This window comes from Fibrobacter sp. UBA4297 (genome assembly GCF_002394865.1).
In the GTDB taxonomy this organism is placed as follows: domain Bacteria; phylum Fibrobacterota; class Fibrobacteria; order Fibrobacterales; family Fibrobacteraceae; genus Fibrobacter.
Window position 1 is genome coordinate 25,536 of sequence record NZ_DGUZ01000017.1, and the last position, 24,836, is coordinate 50,371.

A 24,836-nucleotide genomic window follows, 5' to 3' on the forward strand; every position below is an offset into this window, starting at 1 on the left:
ATGCATATTGGATGTCATTTATCTTCTTCGGGCGGCTTTTTGGCAATGGGGGAGACCGCCCTTTCCATTGGCGCCGATACGTTTCAGTTTTTTACGCGTAATCCGCGTGGCGGTTCGGCAAAGCCGTTTGACAAGGCTGATGCCGAGGCGCTGAATGCGTTTATGGATGCTCACAACTTTGCTCCGATTTTAGCGCATGCTCCATACACGTTGAATGCCTGTGCGGCTGATCCGTCGCTGAGGCAATATGCCCAGGACGTAATGAAAGACGATTTATTTCGCATGGACCATTTTCCGCGTGCGATGTATAACTTTCATCCAGGAAGCCATGTGAAGCAAGGCGTTGAGGTGGGAATCGATTTGATTTCGAAACACTTGAACAACATCTTGCACAAGGACTTGAAGACGAAGGTTCTCCTTGAAACGATGGCGGGGAAGGGTTCCGAGGTTGGCCGTACATTCGAAGAGTTGTGTGCAATTATAGATCGTGTAGAGCTTGCCGAAAAGGTCGGGGTTTGCTTGGATACTTGCCATGTTTTCGATGGCGGTTACGATATAGTGAACCATCTGGATGATGTTCTTGACGAGTTTGACAAGGTGATAGGCCTTAAGCGTCTTTGTGCAATCCATTTGAATGACAGTAAGAATCCGCTAGGCAGTCACAAGGATAGGCACGAGGTTATTGGTGGAGGATTTATTGGTCTTTCGGCACTTGTTGATGTCGTGAACCATCCGGCGCTTAAGGGACTCCCGTTCTATTTGGAGACGCCTAACGATTTGCCTGGCTATGCCAAGGAAATCGCCTTGATGCGGAATCAGGAACGCTAAAAAATGAAAATTTTTGAGCTTAAGCCTTGACAAGAAAATAGAAATCATCTATATTTGTGCGCGTCGATTGGAATCCCTCAAAGATTTTTGAATTGACTACGATGCTTCATAGCTCAGTTGGTAGAGCCCGCGACTGTTAATCGCGTTGTCCTTGGTTCGAGTCCAAGTGAAGCAGCTCAGAACCCTCGATTGAAAGATCGGGGGTTTTGTGTTTTAGTCATAAATATGAAAAATACGCGCATATCCCCTTGACAAGAAAATAGAAATCATCTATATTTGTGCGCGTCAGAGGAATCTTCTAAAGATTTTGAATGACTACGATGCTTCATAGCTCAGTTGGTAGAGCCCGCGACTGTTAATCGCGTTGTCCTTGGTTCGAGTCCAAGTGAAGCAGCTCAGAACCCTCGATCGAAAGATCGGGGGTTTTGTGTTTAGGCTTATGTCGGCCGAATCGATGGTGACGTCATGGTGGGTTGATTTGCCATCTCGCTTATCAATAGTATAAAAAATCCCGGGCGGTGGAACCGTCCGGGATGAATTGTAAGATTTCGGCAAGTTTCGCGTTTGGCTAATTGCGCGAATTACCTGCTTAATGCGGTCCAGCGCTTTTTGAAGCGTGGCTCGTCAATGATTTTACCCCAGATGAACCCGCGACGTGCGCTTTCTCGGCTTATCGAGCGCACGACAGTGCGCTTGGTGAGCGGATCTGCAATCTCGGCTGTTTCGCCTGTGTAGCCGTTTTCGATATCGCTTTGGCGCGCTGCTTCTGCAGCTTCTTCACGTGCCTTGCGGGCGCGTTCTTCGAGGATTTTCAGCTGGCTCTGCTTATCGCTGGCTGTCGTTGATGCGCTTGGCTTGGGCGTGGTTGTTGCCGCTTGGGCAAAATCTTCCGCTTTTTGCTCGTGCGATAGCAGATTGTTGAGTTCGTCGATATCTTGCACGAGAACGTCGTAGGCGCCATCACCCATGTCATGGCCGATAATGCGGTGTTGCTGGAGCTCGTAGATTAAATCGATGGCGCGAGATTCTGATACTTCAAATTCGGTTTTGAGGTATTCAATATCGACAGCGCCAAGCTGAACGATGTCTTCTGCGACTTCACGCATGGTCACTTGGTCACCCAGGCGATGGTAGTTCTCGGGAATTGGAGGCGGCATCGGGGATTCCATCGTTCCTTGAGCCGCCTCGCGCTGCGCTTCTTCGAACTGCTTGATGTATTCTTGCAGTTTGCGATTTGCAGACGGCGGCGGCTTAAGAGAGGTGTCCTCGTTTTCGTCGAATTCCTCGTTTGCTGTTTCATCGGAATCTTCGTGGTATTGCTTCTCTTCAAGGGCTTTCTTCTTCGCGTTAGCCCTCTTGATAAGCGCGTCAATGACGAAAATCGCAATGAATATGAGTAATGATTCCATTTAGGCTCCTTCGCTGTTTGTTTTCGCTCTGCGTCTTTGCAAATCCAGTTTCTTTTTCAGATTCCTTTCGTGCCTTTTGTCCCGGCTGACGTAGGGTTTCTTTTCTGGCTTTGCATGCTTTGCTTTAACAGCTTTTGGGGGAACTGTCGGATTCTTATATGTTGGCGACAATGCGTCCTTTATTTTGGAAAAGCCTTCATCAGCGAGTCCTTGAACTATCCCCGCTGCAACTTCAGTCAGCATTTCACCAACAAATTCACCAATCATATTTTATTTGCTTGCTTCCGGGGCGGTTCCGATTTCTTTACGCATCTGCGTGTCGGCTTCGATGTTTTTCAGGTTGTAATAGTCCATTACGCCGAGCTTTCCTTCGCGGAGGGCGGTTGCCATAGCCATTGGGATCTGGGCTTCGGCTTCGACGAGTTTTGCCTTCATTTCCATCACCTTTGCCTTCATTTCCTGTTCGGCGGCGAATGCCATGGCGCGGCGTTCTTCTGCCTTGGCCTGGGCGATCTTCTTATCAGCTTCGGCACGGTCGGTTTCAAGGATAGCACCGATGTTCTGACCCACGTCTACGTCTGCAATGTCGATGGAGAGAATTTCGAATGCTGTACCTGCGTCAAGGCCGGAGGCGAGCACCTTCTTGGAAATCATGTTCGGGTTTTCAAGCACTTCCTTGTGGCTCTGTGCAGAACCGATGGAAGACACGATACCTTCGCCAACACGGGCGACAACAGTTTCTTCGCCAGCGCCACCGACGAGCTTTTGGATGCTGGCGCGTACGGTGATTCGGGTAATGGCGTGGAGCTGAATACCGTCAAGAGCCACGGCGGAAACCTTCGGGGTTTCGATGACCTTCGGGTTCACGGACATCTGCACGGCTTCGAGCACGTTACGGCCGGCAAGGTCGATAGCAGCGGCTTCCTTGAAGTCAAGCTTGATGTTAGCCTTGTTGGCGGCGATGAGTGCCTGGATCACGCGGAGCACGTTACCGCGGGAAAGGTAATGGGCTTCGAGCAGGTTGGTGTCAACGGGGAGACCTGCCTTGCAGCTGAGGATTCGCGCTTCGACGATGACTTGTGGCGGAACCTTACGGAGACGCATACCGATGAGCTGGAAAATGCTCACGTTTGCCTTGGAGAACAAGGCCTGGAGCCAGAGGCTAAAGAACTTGCCGATAAAGGCGAGCAAGATGATGACGACGATGGCGGCAATGATAATGCCGATGATGATAAGGTTATCCATGTTTTTCTCCAAGTTATGTGTTTTTGTTTTAAATTTTTTGTCATGCCTGTTTTTTCTTGTCATGCCCGCCACCGAGCGGGCATCTCCTTTTGTTTATTGTATAGGAGATCCCCGCCTACGCGGGGATGACACGAGAAACCCATATATGACCTTCCTGTATTGCTTCTATCTTGACGTTTTCGCCGGCCTCGATGATTTCACCGTGGGTCTGCACGTCAAAAAGTTTAGTGCTTCCGTCTGGCATGGTAAAGCTAGCTTGGCCTACTGGGCGGAGGAATGTCTTTGCGGTTCCGACTGTACCGATGGCGACTTCTTGCACGGCCTCGGTCGGCGAGACGGCTGTTTCCATGTCGGTCTTGAGCATGGGTGTCCAGCCTTCAGGGAGTAATGGAATTAAGTATTTGCTTGCCGCAATTGGGATGATAAGTGCGATGGCTGCGCTGCTGAGCACAAAGAATAGCCCGAATAGCCATGGGGTCGCGTCAAAGGTCGTCTCGACGGCTTCCGGAACAAACTCTGGAATATTTGCAGCGTCAAAACTCATGATGAGCGCAATAATCATGCAGGCGATACCGCCAATGCCAAACAGGAACGTGCCCGGCATGACGAATATCTCAACTAAGAACAATATCACGCCAGCTACAAGCAAGATGGCCGGGATGTAGCCGTCAAGCTGCGGCGCGAACTGCCCGAAGAAGACAATCCCGATAAGGATAATGCCGATGATGCCGAACATTCCGAACCCAGGAGTCTTGAATTCGATGTAAAGCGCGCCAAATCCGAGAATCAGGAGAAGCCCCGAGATGGCGGCGATGGCGCTTGCGATTTTTTCTCCGGTATTTGTTTCGACTTCGCTCTTTTTTTCAAAGGCGAGCTTGGTTTCAAAGTCTTCGCGGTTCTTGAACGTTCCTCTGGAGAATCCGAGTTCTTCGGCTTCTTTGTCGGTCATGGTCAAGAGTTCGCCTTCTTTTACGAGAATCTTAGGGGAACCCCAGAACTTCTTTTCGGCGCTGTCTAGGACGGCGTATTTCTTGCCTTCGATAATGAGTGTCGTGTCGCGTTCCGTTTCCTTGCCCTTGTCAAGCTTGGCCGTGAGTTCTAAAACTTCGAGTTCTGGAGTGACAAACGAGGATGCCAAAAGTTCCGGGTAGCCGTTACGTTGCGCCAGGTTTCTGAATTTCGCGCGGAGCGGGGATTGAATTTTTTCGCCTACGATTTGCGGAGTGCCGTCGCCGCCTTGCACGATCGGGGCGCAGTCACCAATAGTCGTGGCTTCGAGCATGTAGAGCTTTTGGCAAGCAAGGGCGATGAGTGAGCCTGCACTTATCGCTTTCTTTTTCACTAGAGCTATGGTTTCGGGCCCTTTGACAGCCATGATGGTATCGACGAGGTCAAACGCTGCGTCGAGGCGGCCTCCGAAGGTGTTGATTTCAAAAACGATGGCGTCAGGTTTCTTTTCTATGGCTTCGCCAATGGCTCGGGCGCAGAATTCATACATGGCGGGGTCAACATCGCCTTCAAGCTTGATCCAAATAGCCTGTTTTTTTTGAATTTTTAAACTATCGCTTTCGCTTGGAAGGGTGATTTCCCTGATATCGGATTTTTTTGCGGTATCGGCTACGGTTGTGGTGCTTGCGGAGGCGAATGCGGTAAATAACGCAATAAGGAGAATAATATTCGTTATAAATTTCATATCGTCAATGTATAAAGATTTAATATCTTAAGCGCGCTTTTTTGTGAAAAAAAACACTTTTTTGCAGAAAAATGCGTTAAAACCATAAATTTTTTAAGATTTCCCGTCAAAAGGCTTTTTCAAAATGTATAATATATTGTTGAATGTTACAAAAAACTTATGAATAAAAATTTTTTTAAAAGAAATTTAATCGTATCGCTACTCCTTGTCGCGTTCTTGTTTATTGTAACGAACGTTTCTTTTTTATACATAAATAGGCAGGCGATTGACGATAGCTGGGACTCGCTTGATGAAGTTGCCTACGCTTCCGAAGCGAAAATGGGCTTTTTAGGGCGCTCACTTTTGAGTGCGTTGTCCAATATTGCAACCGTGGTCGGGATGGAAGAAAACCTCCTGTCCGAAAATATAGTGCGCTTGATTCGAGGTTCGCGCATTGGACCTTTGGTATCTGTCGCTCGTCTGTACTTGCCTGATGGACATATCATTGCTGACCATGCCGTTGTTTTTGATTCTTCGTACGTTGAAAACTACAAGAAAATTGTATCGCCCAAGCCGTATATATCAAAAGTCGGTCGCGATGTCGTTCATGCCGAAAATATCGTTTTTGAACAGATGGTCCCTGTTCGCCGCAGGGGACAGGTGGTGGCGATGCTATCGGCTGTTTCTGAAATCAAGCCCTTGTTTGGCTATGTGGCGACAAATGCATTTAAGGGAAAAGCCTCTTTAATTGTTGTGGACCGTCGAGATGGTTCCTTTGTTGTTGAAAAAACTGGAAAGTGGAAAAATTTCAATGACTTTGTCCGTGCCGTAAAACCTAAAAATGGATATTCGCTGGAAGAATGGGCGGCTGGCGTAATGAAAGGCGAGACTTCGCACATCTTTTATGATGAAACATCTTCGGATGGAGCGAAACTTGCTGTTGCATTGCCGTTGTTTGGCGGATGCTGGACGCAAATCTTGTATGTCAACGAGAATATCGCTTTTGCGCGTGTCGATAAAATTCGAAAGTTCTATATCGGAATTTCGGCAATTGAACTTCTGGTGATTTTATTGTACCTGCTCCGCATGGTGTGGAATGCCCGCCGTATGGTCGAAGCAGAAAGTAATGAATACTCCGAAATTGCAGATGCCTTGAGCGGAACTTACGAATGCATCTTCTATGTGAACATCCTGGATGATTCATTTGATACCTTCCATTCAGACAAGCTGATGAACAAGTTGCATGAGGCGGTGACCGGACGTGACTTCTTCTTTGATTCTATTTCAAGCCTGAGGCATAATCTTCATGAGGACGATCTTGAAATCGTAATGCACTTTATGGAAAAGGGCGCTTTCCTCAAGCGTCTAGAAGAAAATCCGAGTGCCTCTGTTGAGTATAGACTTGTCATTGATGGTGTCCCTCAGTTCTATAGAATGAAAGCTATCAAGTCCAGAAAGGACGAAAACCATGTTATCGTTGCGGTCGAAAATATTGATTCTGAAGTCAACAAGGCTATTGCACAGCGGCAGGAAATGGACCGTAACAACAGGGTTATCGAATCCTTGGCCTCGGATTTTGACTTTGTGAACTACGTAACGATTGGTGAAGATTCTGCGTCTGATTTCGTGGTGACATACCGTGCAAGTTCTGTGCTATTGAAGGCCATTCCTGGGTGGTCTTCGGAAAAGAGTTTCTCCAAGAGAATGGATTTATTGCTCAAGTACCTGATTTGCGATTCTGATAAGCTGTATTTCCATGAACAGACTAGCCGAGATCATCTGGTTGCGGTCTTGAAAAACGAGCCGATTACCCATATCAACTTTAAGATTAAGCTTGATGGCAAGGAAGTTTATTACCAGATGAAGATTATTGCCGATAAGGATGAAATCGGCAATCTTAAGGGCATTGTCTTTGGCTTGCATAGCGTCGATGAAGAAATCAAGAAGCAGATGGATATCCAGTCGAACCTGAAGCGCAACCTTGAAATTATCGACATCCTTTCGGAAGACTATTCATCGCTCTTCTACTTTAATCTTGTGGACAATACGAGTGGAGTGCTTGCTGTCCGCAGCGAAATTAACGATTCCCTAAAGGATTTCTTTGTTTCTTGCAATAGGCTTGAAGATGTCTTTAAGGAATTTGTCTTGGCCCAGGCGCATCCGGATGACCGTGAAAGGCTTATGAAGCTTGCCTCTAGAGAGGTTGTGGCCAGTTATTTAATGCACCAGAAGCGTTTGACGATTGTGTTCAGACACCTTTACGGTAGTGAATACAAGTACACGCGTTTGGTGTTTGCAAAGGCCGAACCTGTGGATGAGCCTCCTAAGCTTATTGCTGTTGGCTTTGTTGAAGTTGATGCCCAGTACCGCGCTGAGACGGAGCACCAGGAAAACGTTGAACGCATCATGAGCCTTTCGGACCAGTTCGAAATCGTGTATGATGTGAACATTGATACTGGCTTATTTAGTGTTTCTATAAAGGGCGGAAAGTTTAGCGACGTCTTAAATGAAAAGACTGGCAAGGGCGCAAACTTCTTTGATTACGAAGAAGTGGATGTCAGAAAGGTTGTTTACAAGGATGACCTGGAATCTGTCCTGCGTACGCTTAATCGCGATTTTGTCATCTCGCGCCTTAAAGACGAGAACTCGTTCTTCCTGGATTACCGACGTGTGACCTCTGAGGGCCTCAAGTGGTACCGCATGAGAGTGACCAAGATGGGCGACTGGTCCAAGTCGCACCGTGTGCTTGTCGGGTTGTTCAATAACGATGTCGTTTACAGAAAAGAAATGGCGCAGCAGGCGGCTCTTGAGCAGGCGCTTGAAATGGCGAAGTCGGCATCGCGTGCAAAAACGATGTTCCTCAACAATATGAGCCATGATATCCGTACTCCGATGAACGCCATTATCGGCTATACGGAACTGGCGACGATGCATATTGGCAACAAGGAACTTGTAAAGAATTTCCTTGGAAAAATTGAACTGTCTTCGAATCATTTGCTTTCGCTTATCAATGATGTGCTTGATATGAGCCGCATTGAGTCTGGTAAGTTGAACTTGAACGAGAAGCCGGAAATGCTTCCGGAAATTATCCATACGCTCAAGGACATTGTACAGGCGGATATCAATGCGAAGAATTTGCAGTTCTATGCCAATAGCATAGGAATCCGCAATGAGAAGGTTGTCTGTGATAGATTGCGCTTGAATCAGGTGCTTTTAAATGTGATATCGAACGCCGTCAAGTACACTCCTGCTGGGGGCTCAATTTGGTTCTCTGTGGAACAGAAGGCTTCGCCGGAACCAGGCATTGGCGCATACGAGTTTAGGATTAGGGACTCGGGTATTGGCATGAGCGAAGATTTCTTGCCGAAAATCTTTGATGCGTTTACGCGAGTCAATTCTTCGACTGTTTCGGGCATTCAAGGGACTGGCCTTGGCATGGCGATTACGAAGAACATCGTCGATATGATGGATGGCTCCATTGATATCAAGAGCAAGGTAGACGAAGGTACTGATGTTGTTCTGAATTTCCAGTTCAAGATTGCAACGCAGGAACAGGATATTTCAAAAATCAGGGAACTTGAAGGCAAGAGAATTCTCGTTGTCGATGATGACGAGGATTGCGTAAAGAGCGTTCCGCAAATTTTCAAAAAGCTCGGCGTTATTGCGGAATGTTGTTATTCCGGAGCTGAAGCTATTGAACGTGCGAAGGCGGCCGATGCAGAGGGACGTCCGTATGACGCGTTCCTTGTGGATTGGCGTATGCCGGACATGGATGGCTTGAAGACGGCTCGCATGCTACGCGAAATGCTTGGACGCGAAATACTTGTGATTGTGATGTCAGCCTATGAATGGTCGGATATCGAAGAGCAGGCCACGAAAGTCGGAATACACAATTTTATGAGTAAACCCGTGTTCCCGTCGGATGCGCGTACGGCTTTGTTGCGTAGCTTTGGCCTTATGCAGGCGGAAGCTCCGGTGACGGACAAGAAGGTTAGCTTTAGCGGCAAGAAGGTTCTGCTCGTAGATGACAATGAACTGAATCGCGAAATCGCTCAGGAAATTTTGGAAGATTGCGGAATTCAGGTGACCTCGCTTTGTGATGGCGAGAAGGCTGTTGAATATATGAAAAATTTGCAGTCGGGCGCCTGCGACTTGATTTTGATGGATGTCCAGATGCCGATTATGGATGGCTACGAGGCGACCCGCCAGATTCGTAAGCTCGAAAACAAGGAAGCTGCAGAAATTCCGATTATTGCCATGACGGCAAATGCCTTTGCAGATGACCAACAGGCCGCTCTAGATGCCGGCATGAACGAGCATGTGGCAAAACCCGTGAACGTCAACAAGCTGAAAGAAGTGCTGTCGAGATTTTTGTAGATAGGTGTTAGGTCACAGGTGGTAGGGGTTAGGATTATTCACCTAATCCCTAAGACCTAATACCTAAAACCCATAAAAAGACTTTAATTTCGATGTATTTTCTAAGTTCTAAGTTCTAAGTTCTAAGTTCTAAATACTATATTTGCTCTCAAATTGCATTTTTGCCTGGGTCCTGTGACCAGATTCGCCAATTCCACTGGTGCTAGAGCAGTAAACTCGGACAAAAACATGTAATGAAACAAACAATCAAAAAAAGGAATGGCTACAATGGCTACTATCACTAAAGAAAAGGCTGCAGAACTCACCGCTAAGTTTGGTGCTAACGAAAAGGACACCGGTAACGTCCGCGTTCAGATCGCTATCCTCACGGAAAAGATCAAGAACCTCACCGAACACATCAAGATCAACAAGAAGGACTTCCATTCTCTCCGTGGTCTGTCTGCGATGGTTGCAAAGCGCAAGAACCTTCTCAAGTACTACGGCGAAAAGGACATTATCGCTCAGCGTGCATTGATCAAGGAACTCGGTCTCCGCGGCTAATTCTCTGACTGGAGATTTTTATGTCAACAGAAGCTTATCAAGCTAAATACGGCAAGATGCTCGACCCGAAGGAAGTGTCTGTAAACCTTCCGGATGGCCGTGTCATTACGTTTGAAACTGGCCGTATCGCAAAGCAGGCACGTGGTTCTGCTGTCGCCAAGATGGGGGACGCGTTTGTCCTTTCTACCGTTTGCTACGGTGAAGAAAAGGATGGTGACTTCTTCCCTCTGACAGTTGAATACCGCGAAAAGTCTTACGCTGCCGGACGCCTGCCTGGTGGCTATAGCAAGCGCGAACCGGGTCGTCCGAGCGATGAAGAAATTCTTTCTGCTCGTATCATCGACCGTCCGATTCGTCCGATGTTCCCGGAAAACTTCACTCGTGAAGTCCAGGTCATCGTTCAGGTTCTTTCTTCCGACAAGAAGTTCGCTCCGGACGTTCTTGGCGTAAGTGCAGCATCTCTTTCTATTGGTCTTTCTGAACTTCCGTTCGAACAGCAGGTCGCTGCCGTTCGCGTGGCTGTTGTCGATGGCCAGAACATCGTGATGCCGACTTATGACCAGGTTGCCGTGGCCGATCTAGACCTCGTGGTCGCCGGTACGGAAGACTCTGTGTGCATGGTTGAAGGTGGTGCTTACGAAGTGTCCGAAGACACGATGATCGGCGCTATCCTCGCTGGTCACGAAGTCATTAAGGAAATGTGCAAGGCCCAACAGCAACTGGTGGACCGCTGCTCCAAGCCGAAGATGGAACTCAAGCCGAAGTTTGTTGGTGAAGAACACGACAAGCTCGTTGCTACGGTCAAGGAAGTTGTCTGGGACGAACTGAACAAGGACGTCCACTCCAACATGGTGAAGACGGACTTCTATCCGGCTATGGCAGACCTCTGCGCTCGCATGCTCGAAGATCCGCGTATCCTTGCTATCATCGGTGAAGGTGACGCTCAGGATCCGAAGCTCGTTGCCGATGCTAAGGGCATCTATGGCGAACTCGAACGCACGGCTATGCGTGAAATGATTTTGAACGAAGGCGTTCGTCTTGACGGCCGTACCACGACCGAAGTCCGCCCGATCGAAATCGAAATGGGCGTGCTCCCGCGTGCTCACGGTTCTGCAATCTTCCAGCGTGGCGAAACCCAGGGTCTCGTCATTTGTACGCTTGGAACAAAGGCTGACGAACAACGTTTCGAAAGCTTGCAGGGCGAAGGCGCAAAGAGCTACATGCTCCATTACAACTTCCCGCCGTTCTCCGTCGGTGAATGCAAGAAGCTCGGGCTTTCTCGCCGTGAAATTGGTCACGGTCACTTGGCCGAACGCTCCCTCGCTGCAGTCCTTCCGCTCCCGGAAGACTTCCCGTACACGATCCGCGTGGTTTCTGAAATCATGGAATCCAACGGTTCTTCTTCCATGGCCTCTGTTTGCGGTGGCTGCCTCAGCTTGATGGACGCTGGCGTTCCTATCAAGGCTCCGGTTGCAGGTATCGCCATGGGCCTCATCTCCGAAAAGGGTTCCGTCAAGGAAGGCGGCAAGATCAAGATCTTGACCGACATTACTGGTACGGAAGACCACCTCGGCGATATGGACTTCAAGGTAACGGGTACTGCAGAAGGTATCACTGCATTCCAGATGGACATCAAGATCCGCGGTATCACCCCGGAACTTATGCGTGAAGCTTTGGAACAGGCTCGTCAGGGCCGTATCCACATCCTCGGCAAGATGGCTGAACTTGGCCTCCCGGCACCGCGTCCGCACGTTTCTGAAAAGGCTCCGACGATGCTCAAGATGCGCATCCCGACTACGAAGATTCGTGACGTTATCGGTTCCGGTGGCTCTGTCATCAAGGGCATGCAGGCTCAGACTGGCTGCACCATCAACATTGACGACAACGGCAATATCGACATCGCCGCCCCGACAGGCAAGGCTGGTGAAGTTTGCCGCCGCATGATCGAAGAACTCACTGCAGAACCGGAACCAGGCCGCAAGTACAAGGGCAAGGTGAAGACGATCCAGCCGTTTGGCGCATTCGTCGAAATCCTCCCGGGTCGCGACGGTCTCGTGCATATCTCCGAACTTGCCGACCACCGTGTCGATAAGGTCGAAGACGTGGTTCACGTTGGTGACGAAGTCGAAGTGCTCTGCCTCGGTGTTGACCCGAAGGGCAAGGTGAAGCTCTCTATCAAGGCTTTGCTCCCTCCGAAGGCAGCTCCGGCTGCTGAAGCTCCGGTTGACGCTGCTCCGGAAGCTCCGGCAGAAGCTTAGTCCTGGATTTTGTCCAAAAAGGCTATTAAAGAAGCGCATGGCTCTGGCTGTGCGCTTCTTTTTTTATATTTAAAATGACATTTTTTGCAATGTGAATATTTTTTGAGGTGGAGTGTTCATTATTCGCAAAAATAGATTACCTTTATTAATGGATATATTCCGGTTGCGGATATGGGTTACATCTATTTGACATTGATGTTTGTTTTGTCTGCTGTCAATTTGGCGGTGCTTTCGCTTCGTTTCCAAAATCAGCGGAATAACTATATTTATTATGCCTTCTATGCGATTCTGGTTGCAAATTTTGGGCATTGGCTCCTTGGTTTTTCGGAATCCGTCGAGGGGGCTGTTATTGCAAACAAGGTGAACTACCTTGGCGGGTCTTTCCTCCCGATGTTCATGTTCTTTGCCCTTTTGAAGGTCTGCAAGATGGACATCCCGAGATGGCTGAATTTGGCGCTTATCGCCATGAGCTTTACCATTTGCGCTTTGGCGATGACGGTTGGGTATTTCCCGGCTTATTACGAGACTGTGGAATATGTGGTGCAGGCTGGCGTTGGCAACTATGTGGCAACGTATGGTTGGGCTCATGGCTTGTTCAATGCGTTCTTGGTGTGCTACCTCTTCTTGGATGTGTGGATTATTGTACGCGCTATTTTGCACCAGAAAATGGTGTCGCTCAAGAATATTGTCGCAATGATCATTGGCGAAGTGGCAACAATAGTCTCGTTCTTCTTGGCGCGTTACCTGGGCAGCGATATGCTCATTATGCCGTTTATTTACGTGCTGGACCAGATACTTTTGCTTTATATTTGCAATAACGTCAAGTGGTATGACATCACGGAATGTGTGATAGAATCGATTGAGACTGAAAGTTCTTGTGCGTATCTGTCGTTCTCGATTGATGGCGCTTACTTGGGGTCAAACCGCATTGCGTTAGAGTTTTTCCCAGAACTTGTCAAGATGAGAGTGGATGCCCATTTGAAAGGCGAAACCGAATTGCAAATGCAGATCATGTCCTGGATTGAAAAGTACAGAAAGTCCAAGATTTTGACAGATTACTGCCAGATGACGGAGTTCAACTACTTTGGTCGCCACTACAAGTGCGAAGTCAAGGTCTTGAGGCAGGTGCATGGTAAGAATGTATTCTTATTCAGAATTGAAGACAACACGCAGGAACGCCAATATATTGATGCCTTGGGCCGTAGCAACAACAAGTTGCAAGAAAACATGGTCCAGACGGAAAATGAAAAGCTGTCGGTACAGGAAAAATGGATTGTCGGTATGGCGCAGATGGCAGAAAGTCGTGCCGGTAACATGGACGGGCATATCAAGCGCACTAGCGAAGTCGTGAAAATTCTCGTGTCGATGATGCGCAAAAAAGGTGTCGATAACTTGTCTGACAAGTTCCTCGATGTGCTGATTGCGGCTGCCCCGATGTACGATTTGGGCAAGGTGGCCATAGATGATGCTGTGTTGCGAAAGCCTGGGCGTTTTAATATTGATGATTATGAAATCATGAAGACGCACGCGGCTAAGGGTGCTAACATTATCGAAAAACTTCTCTCCGAAGTCAAGGATAGTTACTTTGTAAGTGTCGCAAAGAATATGGCTTTGTACCACCACGAACGCTGGGACGGTACGGGATACCCCGAACAGCGCTCGGGTGAAAATATACCGATGGAAGCGCGTATTATGGCTCTTGCTGATGTGTACGATGCCCTGGTGAGCAAACGCTGCTATAAGGAACGCATGTCGTTCAGGGAAGCGCGCGATGTAATTTTGGCCTCGATGGGTAAGCAGTTTGATCCGCATTTGAAAGATTGCTTCTTGGAATGCCAGGACCAGCTGATGGATTATTACTGTTCTGTAGATCATTGATTGAACTTGTCTGAGAGATTGGTATGTTTGTCATATATTACCTGATTGCCATGTGCGTATTCTCTGCGGTGAATGCCTGCCTGCTTTCGTATTTTTATCGCAGACCGCTGAATACCTATTTTACGGCATTTTTCTTTTCGATTGTGCTTGCCGATTTCGGTTATTTGTTCCTTGCTCTTTCGACGACGATTGAGGGGGCGATTGTTGCAAACAAGGTGTGCTATTTGGGAGCGTGCTTTTTGCCGCTGTTCCTGTTCCTGTTGATTTGTCGCCTATGTTCGTTTGATTTGTCGAGATGGATTAAGTTTGCTTTGTTCATGTACAGTACGCTTGTCTTTGCGCTCTCTTGCACAGTGGGCTTTAGCGACGTGTTCTATGAATCGGTGCGCTATGTTATTTTAAACGGCTTTGGTAGCTATATGCCGACATATGGCCCCGGACATATTTTGTGGAATGTCTTGCTGTACTTTTATATTGTCGCAAATATCGTTGTCATCGTGATAGCTGCAAAGAAGAAGCGCAATGTCAGTTATAAGACCTTGATTGCGATTGCGGGTCTTGCTTTTGTCTCGATAGGTGCTTTTATTTTGGCTCGCAATTTGGAAAACGACACTTTGCTCATGCCGTTTGTCTATTTGATTGACGAACTTGTGTTGCTCTATATTTGCGCCTTGGTGAAAATGCACGATGTGATGAACAGTGTGCTGGAATCGCTTGAAGCTGAAAATACGGCGGCATATTTGGCGTTTTCGCCGAAAGGGCTTTACCTTGGATGTAACGACATCGCTTGTCGCTATTTCCCGGAACTTTTGGAATGCCGTGTAGATCACGTCTTGCCAACAGATGTTGAAATTGCCAAGATTTTTAAAGATGGCATGGCTCAGTTGAAAGGCTTGAGTGGCGATACGGTTTATCGCTTTACGTACAAGGATCGCTATTTCAAGGCGGTGATGCGCAATGTTTGCCAGAACAAGAAATTGCAAATATACTTGTTCCGCATTGAAGATGAAACGAATATCCAACGCTACATAGAACGCCTGGATGCAAACAATACAGAGCTTGCGGCGTTGATCAAGAATAACAAAGATCAGATTCGCTTGTTCCAGAACCAGATGCTTGTTGGCATGGCTGAAATGGTCAATAACAAGGATGGTTTTACCGGGGCGCATCTTAAACGTACAAAGGAAGTGGTGAGCATTCTTGTTTCCAAGATGCAAAAGGATCCGGACCTTAATTATTCAAAAGAGTTTTATGATGACATGATTGCGGCGGCACCGATGCACGATATTGGAAAGATTGCCATTGACGATTATGTGCTTTGCAAGCCGGGCAAGTTTACGCCTGAAGAATTTGACGAGATGAAGACGCATGCCGAAAAGGGCGCTATCATTATCAAGAACCTGCTTTCGAATTTCCAGAGTGAATTGTTTGTAGAAATTGCAAAGAACATGGCGGGTGGCCATCACGAGCGTTGGGATGGCAGTGGATACCCGTATGGACTCAAGGGCGAAAGCATTCCGCTAGAAGCTCGTGTGATGGCTGTTGCTGATGTTTATGATGCTCTTGTGAGTAAGAGGTGTTATAAGGAGGCGTTCTCCTTTGAGGATGCTTACGATATCATCGACAAGTCGATGGGCAAGCATTTTGATCCGAACCTCAAGAAATATTTCGACCAGAGCCGTGCGGAGCTGGAAGAATACTATCGGAAGGAGTGCGAGGCGGAGAGAGCTGAGAAGGCTTAGAGCTGTTGGTAAACAGGAATGTAAAAGGAACATTCTTATTACAATCCTAATCACCAACCACCAGTCACTAGTCACTCGAAATAATAGGTTTGCATGCGGCTATACATCAATTGTTTTGACGTAAAAGTTTCTACATTTTAGGCATGCTAGATTTTACTACACTTCCGTATGTTGGTGACCGTTTTAAGGCGGTTCGCAGGGAAACTGTTCAGGTCCGCGTGGGCGAGGCCTTGATAGGGGGCAACGCCCCCATTTTAGTTCAATCCATGACGACGACCAAGCCGAAGGACGTGGATGAGACCGTCCGCCAGACGCTTGCTCTTGCTAAGGCAGGATGTGGCTTGGTTCGCATCACGACTCCGACTTTTGCTGATGCCGCAGGACTTGAAGAAGTCATGAAGCGCGTGCGCGCTGCCGGTTGCACGGTGCCTGTTTCTGCAGACATCCACTTCCAGCCGAAGGCCGCTTTTGAAGCGCTCAAGTGGGTCGAAAAGGTCCGCATTAATCCGGGTAACTTTGTGGATACCGGCATTTTGACGCTCGACCAGCAGACGGACAAGTTGTTTGACGAAGGCAAGGAAAAGGTTGCCGAAGCATTTACGCCGTTTGTACAGGAAGCTAAGCGTCTCGGTCGTGCGATTCGCATTGGCGTGAATCACGGCTCGCTTTCGGCCCGTATGATTTACCGCTATGGCGACACCGTGGAAGGCATGGTGGAAAGCGCCTTGGAATATTTGGCGGTTTGCGAAGCGGAACATTTTGACCAGGTGGTCTTGAGCCTCAAGTCGAGCAATCCGCGTGTGGCGATTGCCGCTTACCGTTTGCTCGCTGCACGTTTGAAACAGGAAAACTTCAAGCCGTATCCGTTCCACGTGGGCGTGACGGAAGCAGGTGCTGGTGCGGATGGCCGTTTGAAGTCTGCGGCTGGCATTGGAGCTTTGTTGCTTGATGGCCTTGCCGATACGATTCGTGTTTCGCTTACCGAAGATCCGGTGGCAGAAGTTCCGGTGGCGCAGGACCTGATTGAAGCCTGCGAACTCAAGGCGGACGCTCCGAAGTTTGAAGTGCCGGTGCTTAAGAAGGACCCGTATCATTATGAACGTCGCGAATCTTCTGTGGTGAAGATTGCAGGCGTGGAAATTGGCGGTAGCCTTCCGGTGAAGGTGGGCGTGAAGTCTGATGCCGCAAGCCTCACGGGTGAACGCCGCGGTCCTGAATTTGCTTTGGCTGGCCTTGATGCTTCTGCTGGTGCAAACATTGTGACGTTCAAGGATGCTATGGATGTGGCTGGTTTTGCTGCAAATCCGACAAGCGTTCCGGCGGGTTCGATTTTCTGCTACACGGGTAGCGACATGGTTTATGGCGTGCGTGCTCTTGCTTCTGCTTTGGCTGCCGCTGGCCGCAAAGACCCGATTCTGCTTTATGCAAAGATTGGTAGCTCGGACAAGGACATGCTCCGTGTTTCTGCCGACTTTGGAAGCCTCTTGACGGATGGTCTTGGCGATGCCGTTGTGATTGACGGCTACAAGGGCGCTAAGGAATCTGTTGCGCTCGCATTTGATATTTTGCAGGCTGCCGCATGCCGCCGTAGCAAGACAAACTTTATCAGCTGTCCGGGCTGCGGTCGCACGCTGTATGACATTCGCACGGTGCTCGGCAAAATTAAGGAACGCTTTGGTCACTTGCAGGATATTTCCATCGCAGTGATGGGCTGCATTGTGAATGGTCCGGGCGAAATGGCGGACGCCGACTTTGGCTACGTCGGTGGTGGTCCTGGCCGCATTACGCTTTTTGAAGGCAAGACCGCAGTGAAGAAGAACATCCCTGAGGAAAACGCGATTGAAGAACTCGTGAATTTGCTCAAGGAAAAAGGTCGCTGGGTGGAACCTTGATTTAGTAGACGGTAGACAGTAGGAAGTAGACAGAATAAATTTGGCGGCGAAGCCGCGATTATTCAACTTCCTGCTTCTAACTTCCTACTTCCAACTAAGTTTTAACTTAAACAAAGGAATGAAAAATGGCAACTATTAAGACGATGAACAACATTTCCAAGAAAGGCTTGAGCCTGTTTGGCTCGTTCTACCAGGTTTCCGATTCTATCGAAAATCCGGATGCTATCTTGGTGCGTTCTGCTCAGGTCGATACGGATAACTACGATGGCCTTTTGGCTGTCGCTCGCGCCGGTGCAGGCGTGAACAACATCACGATTGACAAGGCTTCTGCAAAGGGCATTTGCGTGTTCAACACTCCGGGTGCAAACGCAAACGCTGTTGCTGAACTCGTGATGACTGTGCTCGGCATGGCTGTCCGTAATGCAGACAAGGCTGCTGCTTGGGTCAAGAACCTCGATGTGAACGATCCGGATCTCGCCAAGACGGTCGAAAGCGGCAAGAAGAAGTTTGCTGGTATGGAACTTGCCGGCAAGACTCTCGGTGTTGTTGGCCTCGGCAAGATTGGTGTGCTCGTTGCTAACTATGCCCGTTGGAAGAACATGCGCGTGATCGCTTACGAACCGTATCCGAATGCAAACAACATGCATGAACTTTCTAACAAGGTCGAAATTGCTGATCTCGACACCGTGATTGCAAATTCTGACTTCCTCACGGTCCACGTTCCGTTCATCAAGGGTGTTACCGAAAACCTCCTCAACAAGAAGAACCTCGCTCAGTTCAAGGGTTCCTACATCATGAACTTTGCTCGTGGTGGCATCGTTGAAATGGATCCGGTGAATGAAATGCTCGCTTCTGGTTCCCTCCTGGGCTACCTCTGCGACTTCCCGACTGCAGAACTTATCAAGAACGACAAGGTCACTTGCTTCCCGCACCTCGGCGCTTCTACTGAAGAAGCCGAAGAAAACTGCGCAGTCATGGCTGTTGAAGAATTGAAGGATTACATCGAATACGGTTGCGTCCGCAATTCTGTGAACTTCCCGGCTCTCGTCGATCATCCGCATGCTGGCATCAAGAGCCGCGTTGTCGTTATCAACCAGGACGTTCCGAACATGATTTCTGAAATCACGAAGGTGTTCGGTGCAGAAGGCATCAACATTGCTTCTTTCAGCAACAAGAGCAATGGCAAGATCGGGTACAACCTCGTTGACGTCGAAAGCAAGGTCGATGATTCCATCATTGAAAAGCTTGGCAAGCTTGACAAGGTCATCAAGGTCCGCGTGATTCATTTCTAGTCATTGGTCAATGGTCATTGGTTATTAGATTTCAATCAGGCGGCGAAGCCGCGATTGTTAAACTAGTGACTAATGACTAACAACTAATAGCTAAGAATACATCGCTTCAATTTGTTTGGCGTATCGTTTTTCTGCAACGGTGCGCCGAATTTTTAATGTGGGCGTCAATAGCCCGGATTCAATCGTGAGTTCGTCACCGACTAAAGTCCATTTGCGAATTTGTTCCCAATGGTTTAGCTTTTCGTTGACATGTTCGATGTGGCGTTTGATGGAATTTAAAATTAGCGGCGACTTTATCGCGTTTTCGACATCGTAATCTTCGTTTTGCGGCTTGAGCATGCGGCGGGCGCCTACTGGGTTTAGCCAGATTATGGCCGAGGCAAACTTGCGGTCGTTGGCGATGACGAGTGCCTGTTCTACAAGCGGGTGGCGCGTGATTTCAAGCTCGATGGGGTTCGGGCTTACGTATTTTCCGGTGCTTGTCTTTAACAGTTCCTTGATGCGTCCTGTGAAATACAGGAATCCATCTTTGTCAAAATAGCCTTGGTCGCCAGAATGGTAAAAACCGTCTGGTGTGAAGTTTTTGACATTTAAGTCCGGGCGATTGTGATAGCCCTTAAAAACACTCTCTCCGCGAATCTGGATTTCGTTGCAATCTCCAATGCGTACGTCAAGGTGGGCGAGTGGCTTGCCTATGGAACCGGGCCTGAGAGCTTGTTTGCAATTTGCAGAAACGACCGGAGAACATTCTGTCATGCCGTAGCCTTCGAATACGGGGAGTCCGATGTTCAAAAGGAATCGCAATATAGACTTGTTCAAGGAACTGCTACCGGAGATTATCATTCGGAAATTTCCACCGACGGCTTCGCGCATTTGTTTGTAGACAATCCGGTTGAATACCCAGTGGAGGGGCTCGAAACGCTTGTTCGGGTCTTTAATCTTTGCAACTTTAATGGCTTGCTTGATTAAGAAGCGCTTGATGCCCTTGGCGCGATCCGATGCTGTCGTCATGCTTTCGTAAAGGCGTTCGAGAATGCGCGGAACGACAATCATGATGGTGGGGCGGACTTCGCGCAGAATGTGCGAAAGATTCTTTGGATTGTCTCCAAAGTAAACGGTAACGCCGCAGAACGTGTAAAAGTAGACCGCCATGCGTTCAAGGACATGTGCCACCGGCAGAATCGTAAGGCATGTGTCTTTTTTGGTATCAAGTCGGAACATCGGCTTGATGTTCTGAATTTGTACTAACATATTCCGGTGCGTGAGTTCGACGCCCTTGGGACAACCTGTTGAACCGCTCGTGTAGATGATACTGAAAATATCGTCAGGATTTATTGTCGAAAGCTGGTTGTCTATCCATTTTGCTCGAACTTGGTCGGCGAGGGCATCGTAGCCGCATTTGAGAAGTTCGTCCCAGTATATTCCGTTGTCAGGAAGGAACGAATCGTTGTCAATGCAGATAATTTTAGTGAAGTTGTCTAAAATGCCGAAAAGTGGTTCGTCAAGTTCTTCGAACGAATTGATGATGAGAATCTTGATGTTGCTATCGATACTTTGGTAGGCGAAGTTTTCGGACGAAATGTTCGGGAAAAGAGGGACGACGCGCGCATGGTTCAGTTGAACGGCGATATCTACGATAATCCAGTTTGGTGAACTTGGTGCGATGATGCCTACGCTTTCGTTTTCTTTTAGCCCGAGCGCGTTCAAAGCTAGTGCAAGCGCCTTGGTGTTGCGTTTGAGCGTTTCTTTGGAATAGTGGATCCACTCACCGTCTTTACGGTGATACCATCCTTTAAAATCAGCTCTGTCGCAGTTCGCAAAGAACATGGACGGCAGAGATTTGAATTCCAACAACTCCATGCTTTTAAAATAACATTCTATTTTGCAATAGCTCATTTTTTTTCAAAAAAAACAGTATATTATGGATATGCTGAAAAAGTTGAGCGACTACGAAAATGAACTTTTGAAAATGGTTGAGGTGGGGGCGCCTTTGACGGCGGAACAACTCTTGTCGGTGCGGACGCACATCGGCTTTTTTCAGCATGAGCGCTTGGTTCACGAACTTGTGATGATTTTGTTTGCGCTTTTGACCGTTGGCGGGATTCTATTTTTGATTGTGGTTCCCGAGATTTCGGTGGTGGCGCTTGATGCGCTATTCTTTGTGCTTTTGGTGCCTTACGTGAAGCATTACTACGGGCTTGAAAATGGAGTGCAGAGACTGTACGACGTGTACGAGAAATTGGAAAAGTTGTAGGAATATGGCGACCCCGGCACGATGGCCGGGGTGACAGTTCGGAGGCAATGAAAAAAGCAAGTCCGAGGGACTTGCTTTTGAAATTTAATGGATCCTGTCTTGCCATAACAAGAGGGAGGTGCCCAGTCATGCTTCGACTGTGCTCAGCACAAGGGCCGGGCATGACAATTCATTACTTCTTCGGGGTGATGAATTCAAGCCCACCCCGATGAGCGGGCAAGGTTTCTTGCGAAACCTCGCACTCGGATTTTTCTTGCGAAAAATCCTCACTACATGGTTAGGCTTTCGGTTTGATAAACTCAAGCCCACCCATGTACGGACGGAGGACTTCAGGAATCTTGAGCGAGCCGTCTTTCTGCTGGTAGTTGTCGCAGATGCCGACCATCACGCGCGGAGTGGCGAGGCCAGAGCCGTTAAGCGTGTGGAGGTAGACGTTCTTGCCGTTAATCTTGGTCTTGATGTTGGCGCGGCGTGCCTGGTAGTCTTCGAAGTTCGAGCAGGAGCTGACTTCGAGCCACTTCTTTTCGACCGGAGCGTAAACTTCGAGGTCGTAGCACTTGGCTGCACCGAAACCGAGGTCGCCCTTGCAGAGTGCGAGGCGGTGGTAGGGGAGGCCGAGCTTTTCGAGGAGCTTTTCACCGAAACGGGTGAGTTCTTCGTGGTCTTCGTAGCTGTGTTCCGGATGGGCGAAGTAGACCATTTCAACCTTGTTGAACTGGTGCAAGCGGAGGAGACCGCGGGTGTCCTTGCCATAGCTACCAGCTTCGCGGCGGAAGCATGCAGAGTAGGCGCAGATGCGCTTCGGAAGTTCGGATTCCGGAATCACTTCGCCGGCATAGAGGTTTGTGAGCGGGACTTCTGCTGTCGGGATGAGGAACAGGTCGTCGTCTTTGTCGCAGCGGTACATGTCTTCTTCGAACTTCGGGAGCTGACCCGTGCCGCGCATGGTGTTACGGGTAACGAGGTACGGCGGAGTGAATTCTTCGAAGCCGTTCTTCATGTGTTCGTCGAGGAAGAACTGGATGAGGGCGCGTTCGAGGCGAGAGCCGAGACCGCGGTAAACCGGGAAACCGGAACCGGAAATCTTGGCGCCACGTTCAAAGTCAAAAATGCCAAGGCGTTCGCCGAGAGTCTTGTGGTCAACGCGGGCGAAGTCATCGTTCTTGGTGTAGTAGTCAAACGGGATCGGGCCGTCTTTTTCGACAACGTTATCGCTGGAGTCCTTGCCTTCTGGAGAACGTGGAGCGATGTTCGGAACGTGCATGAGCATTTCGGTCTGCTTGTAGTCAAGTTCCTTGAGCTTCTTATCGAGTTCGTCAATCTTGTTGCCAAGTTCGCGTGTGGCGGCCTGGGCTTCGTCTGCATTTTCGCCCTTCTTCTTGAGTTCGCCAATGCGCTTGGACTGGGCGTTGCGTTCGCTCTTGAGGCGTTCGACTTCGGTGAGGAGCGGACGGCGTTCGTTATCGACGGCGAGCACGTCACGAAGGCTTACGGTCGTATATTTCTTTTCGGTTTCAGCAATATAATATTCCGGATTTTCACGGATCTTTTTGATATCAAGCATTTGATTGCCTCGGTTGAAAATTTTTACGCGGAAGAATATAGAAAAGTAGGAAGTAGGAAGTAGGAAGTAGGAAGTGAAAATTTAACGAAAACCAATGATTAATAACTTGCGACTAACAACTAATAGCATAGTTTTACAGGATCCTTCACTAAGCGCTAAATTCTACTAATTATTCTGTTGTTTGCGTTTACATCGGTAATTAAGCGGGACGTATTGTTCCGATATTTTTTGAATATACATTTTAAGTAGGGAAAGGATAAAAACGAAGGGTAAAACATGAAGGAATCAAGAGGAGTACATAATGAAATTTCCTTTATTGCTTTTAGTAGCCGCGTCGTTCTCTTTTGCCCAATGGGGTGGCGGTGGCGGAAAATCGCTAAACGACTATAAAAAAGAATCAGTGTCGGGCAGAGATATCCACGTGTATGCACCGAGCAATCTCGCGCCCAAGAGCCCTTTGCTCATTTCGTGCCATGGCATGGACCAAGACCCCAATTACCAACAGTCCAATACGCATTGGGAAGCGGTTGCCGATACGGCGGGCTTTGTCGTCGTGTATCCTAGAGGTGGAACAGGGATGAGTACCTGGGATATCAGCGGTGACAAGGATACGAAGTGGGTCGTACAAATTATCGAGCAGATGGTCAAGGAATATGACATTGATCCGAAGCGAGTTTATCTTTCTGGATTTTCGATGGGCGGTATGTTCACTTACCATGCCATGAGTAAAATTGCAGATAAAATAGCGGCATTTGCACCGACTTCTGGTACAAATGTGATGGGTGCGTCTAAAGCGATGCGTCCAGTCCCGATTATCCATCCGCATGGAACAAACGATGACGTGCTGAATTACAGCCAGGTTGAAGGGTTTCTTAAGAACTATCGCGACCAGTTCCATTGCCCGTCTCAGGCGGAAGTCCAGAATAACTATCCCAATTCCGAAAATTCGGGTGCAACGATGTATACTTGGGGCCCTTGCGATGAAGGCGTTTATATTAAACACCTTAAGCTTGAAGGCCGTGGCCATAGCCCTTCCAAGGCCGATGTTTCTGACATCTGGAATTTCGTGAAACAGTATTCTTTGGATGGTGCCTCGATTACACCGTCGATTGAAGTTCCTACAAACAGGGATTCCGTGTTTAATGGTTCTTTCTCAGATTCGCTCAAGCTTGCAGGCTGGACGCTCAACAACCACAGTGGCGAAGGCTCCTTGAAATTAACCGATGGCAAGGCCGAAATCAATGTGACCAAGACGGGTACGAATGCTTATGATGTACAAATGATTCAGAATGGCGTCCACTACGAAAAAGGTCAAAGCTACAAGGTGACTTTCGATGCCTATGCATCTGTGGCGAGAACGCTTGAAGTGAATATCGAAAAGGATACGGACCCGTGGACGAGTTACCTGGGCGAGGCGAAGACTTTTGACTTAGGGACTGAGAAAACGAGCTTTGAGATTCTGTTCACCATGAATGAAGCTACGGATGAAAATGGACGCGTTTCTTTCAATGCGGGCCTTGCTACGGGTAGCGTGTTCATTGACAATGTGGTGTTGAGCAAAGTCGAAGGTACGCTTGGTCTTGCGAAGAACGTGCGCGTGCTTACTGGCGAAAGAACGCTTAGCGTGTACGATATGAATGGCGCTTTTATATGTAATCTTAAGGGCGTGCGCGTGAATGACGTCCAGTCGAAATTGAATTCAATGAAGCTGGAAAAAGGCTTGTATGTTGTGAAAAACGGCTCCTTCAGCAGAATTTATTCTGTGAAGTAGTTAAGCGCTCGCAAAAAGCTTTTTGCAAAGTCCATGGCAATTTCTATGTCATGGACTTTTTTGCAATTGTGAATGTTTTGGGAGTGCGTTAAAAATGCGCGCAGTCCGTTTATA

Annotated in this window: 16 protein-coding genes and 2 tRNA genes; 12 read left to right on the forward strand and 6 right to left on the reverse strand. The window is 48.3% G+C overall.

Translation table 11 applies throughout. The annotated features are described in order from the left end of the window. From B3A20_RS08390 to B3A20_RS08400, 3 genes are all read left to right on the forward strand, one after another. The gene (locus B3A20_RS08390; protein ID WP_290763508.1) at positions 1 to 828 is read left to right on the forward strand and encodes a deoxyribonuclease IV; all 828 of its coding nucleotides are present in this window, start codon (positions 1 to 3) and stop codon (positions 826 to 828) included. Between the two features lie 102 nt (positions 829 to 930). Then, a tRNA-Asn gene (locus tag B3A20_RS08395) sits at positions 931 to 1,003 on the forward strand. 146 nt (positions 1,004 to 1,149) lie between these two features. Next, positions 1,150 to 1,222, forward strand: a tRNA-Asn gene (locus B3A20_RS08400). Positions 1,223 to 1,409: 187 nt separating this feature from the next. On the opposite strand, the gene B3A20_RS08405 is transcribed toward B3A20_RS08400, so the two are convergent. The 4 genes from B3A20_RS08405 to B3A20_RS08420 all read right to left on the reverse strand — a co-directional run bounded on the left by B3A20_RS08405 (position 1,410) and on the right by B3A20_RS08420 (position 5,175). Beyond that, on the reverse strand, positions 1,410 to 2,237 hold the full coding sequence (locus B3A20_RS08405; protein ID WP_290763511.1) for a hypothetical protein: 828 nt from the start codon (positions 2,235 to 2,237) through the stop codon (positions 1,410 to 1,412). After that, entirely contained in the window at positions 2,238 to 2,504 is a 267-nt protein-coding gene (locus B3A20_RS08410; protein ID WP_290763514.1) for a hypothetical protein, read from the reverse strand. Between the two features lie 3 nt (positions 2,505 to 2,507). After that, the gene (floA, locus tag B3A20_RS08415) at positions 2,508 to 3,482 is read right to left on the reverse strand and encodes a flotillin-like protein FloA (protein WP_290763516.1); all 975 of its coding nucleotides are present in this window, start codon (positions 3,480 to 3,482) and stop codon (positions 2,508 to 2,510) included. A 115-nt stretch (positions 3,483 to 3,597) separates the two neighbouring features. After that, positions 3,598 to 5,175, reverse strand: coding sequence for an NfeD family protein (locus B3A20_RS08420; protein ID WP_290763519.1), 1,578 nt, complete (start codon positions 5,173 to 5,175; stop codon positions 3,598 to 3,600). A gap of 159 nt (positions 5,176 to 5,334) precedes the next feature. Here B3A20_RS08420 and B3A20_RS08425 point away from each other — a divergent pair, with 159 nt between their 5' ends. The 7 genes from B3A20_RS08425 to B3A20_RS08455 all read left to right on the forward strand — a co-directional run bounded on the left by B3A20_RS08425 (position 5,335) and on the right by B3A20_RS08455 (position 19,133). Then, on the forward strand, positions 5,335 to 9,531 hold the full coding sequence (locus tag B3A20_RS08425; RefSeq protein WP_290763521.1) for a hybrid sensor histidine kinase/response regulator: 4,197 nt from the start codon (positions 5,335 to 5,337) through the stop codon (positions 9,529 to 9,531). 267 nt (positions 9,532 to 9,798) lie between these two features. Beyond that, positions 9,799 to 10,071 (forward strand): 30S ribosomal protein S15, encoded by a 273-nt coding sequence (rpsO, locus tag B3A20_RS08430; protein ID WP_290763522.1) that lies wholly within the window; start codon positions 9,799 to 9,801, stop codon positions 10,069 to 10,071. A gap of 20 nt (positions 10,072 to 10,091) precedes the next feature. Continuing rightward, positions 10,092 to 12,329, forward strand: a complete 2,238-nt coding sequence (gene pnp / locus B3A20_RS08435; protein WP_290763523.1) for a polyribonucleotide nucleotidyltransferase — start codon at positions 10,092 to 10,094, stop codon at positions 12,327 to 12,329. Between the two features lie 171 nt (positions 12,330 to 12,500). Continuing rightward, positions 12,501 to 14,207, forward strand: a complete 1,707-nt coding sequence (locus B3A20_RS08440) for an HD domain-containing phosphohydrolase (protein ID WP_290763526.1) — start codon at positions 12,501 to 12,503, stop codon at positions 14,205 to 14,207. 23 nt (positions 14,208 to 14,230) lie between these two features. Next, positions 14,231 to 15,949 (forward strand): HD domain-containing phosphohydrolase, encoded by a 1,719-nt coding sequence (locus tag B3A20_RS08445; protein WP_290763529.1) that lies wholly within the window; start codon positions 14,231 to 14,233, stop codon positions 15,947 to 15,949. 143 nt (positions 15,950 to 16,092) lie between these two features. Then, positions 16,093 to 17,841 (forward strand): (E)-4-hydroxy-3-methylbut-2-enyl-diphosphate synthase, encoded by a 1,749-nt coding sequence (ispG, locus tag B3A20_RS08450; RefSeq protein ID WP_290763532.1) that lies wholly within the window; start codon positions 16,093 to 16,095, stop codon positions 17,839 to 17,841. A gap of 125 nt (positions 17,842 to 17,966) precedes the next feature. After that, complete coding sequence (locus B3A20_RS08455) at positions 17,967 to 19,133, forward strand: phosphoglycerate dehydrogenase (RefSeq protein WP_290763534.1); 1,167 nt, start codon at positions 17,967 to 17,969, stop codon at positions 19,131 to 19,133. Between the two features lie 90 nt (positions 19,134 to 19,223). On the opposite strand, the gene B3A20_RS08460 is transcribed toward B3A20_RS08455, so the two are convergent. Beyond that, a complete protein-coding gene (locus B3A20_RS08460; RefSeq protein WP_290763536.1) occupies positions 19,224 to 20,993 on the reverse strand; it encodes an AMP-dependent synthetase/ligase in 1,770 nt (589 codons plus the stop codon). A gap of 61 nt (positions 20,994 to 21,054) precedes the next feature. Here B3A20_RS08460 and B3A20_RS08465 point away from each other — a divergent pair, with 61 nt between their 5' ends. Next, entirely contained in the window at positions 21,055 to 21,387 is a 333-nt protein-coding gene (locus B3A20_RS08465; RefSeq protein WP_290763539.1) for a hypothetical protein, read from the forward strand. 277 nt (positions 21,388 to 21,664) lie between these two features. Here the strand turns inward: B3A20_RS08465 and serS are convergent, their stop codons facing one another. Next, positions 21,665 to 22,951: a serine--tRNA ligase gene (gene serS / locus B3A20_RS08470; protein ID WP_290763541.1), complete on the reverse strand. Its 1,287-nt coding sequence runs from the start codon at positions 22,949 to 22,951 to the stop codon at positions 21,665 to 21,667. Positions 22,952 to 23,252: 301 nt separating this feature from the next. On the opposite strand from serS, the gene B3A20_RS08475 reads away from it, so the two are divergent. Next, on the forward strand, positions 23,253 to 24,722 hold the full coding sequence (locus B3A20_RS08475) for a carbohydrate binding domain-containing protein (protein ID WP_290763542.1): 1,470 nt from the start codon (positions 23,253 to 23,255) through the stop codon (positions 24,720 to 24,722). Positions 24,723 to 24,836: the final 114 nt, after the last annotated feature.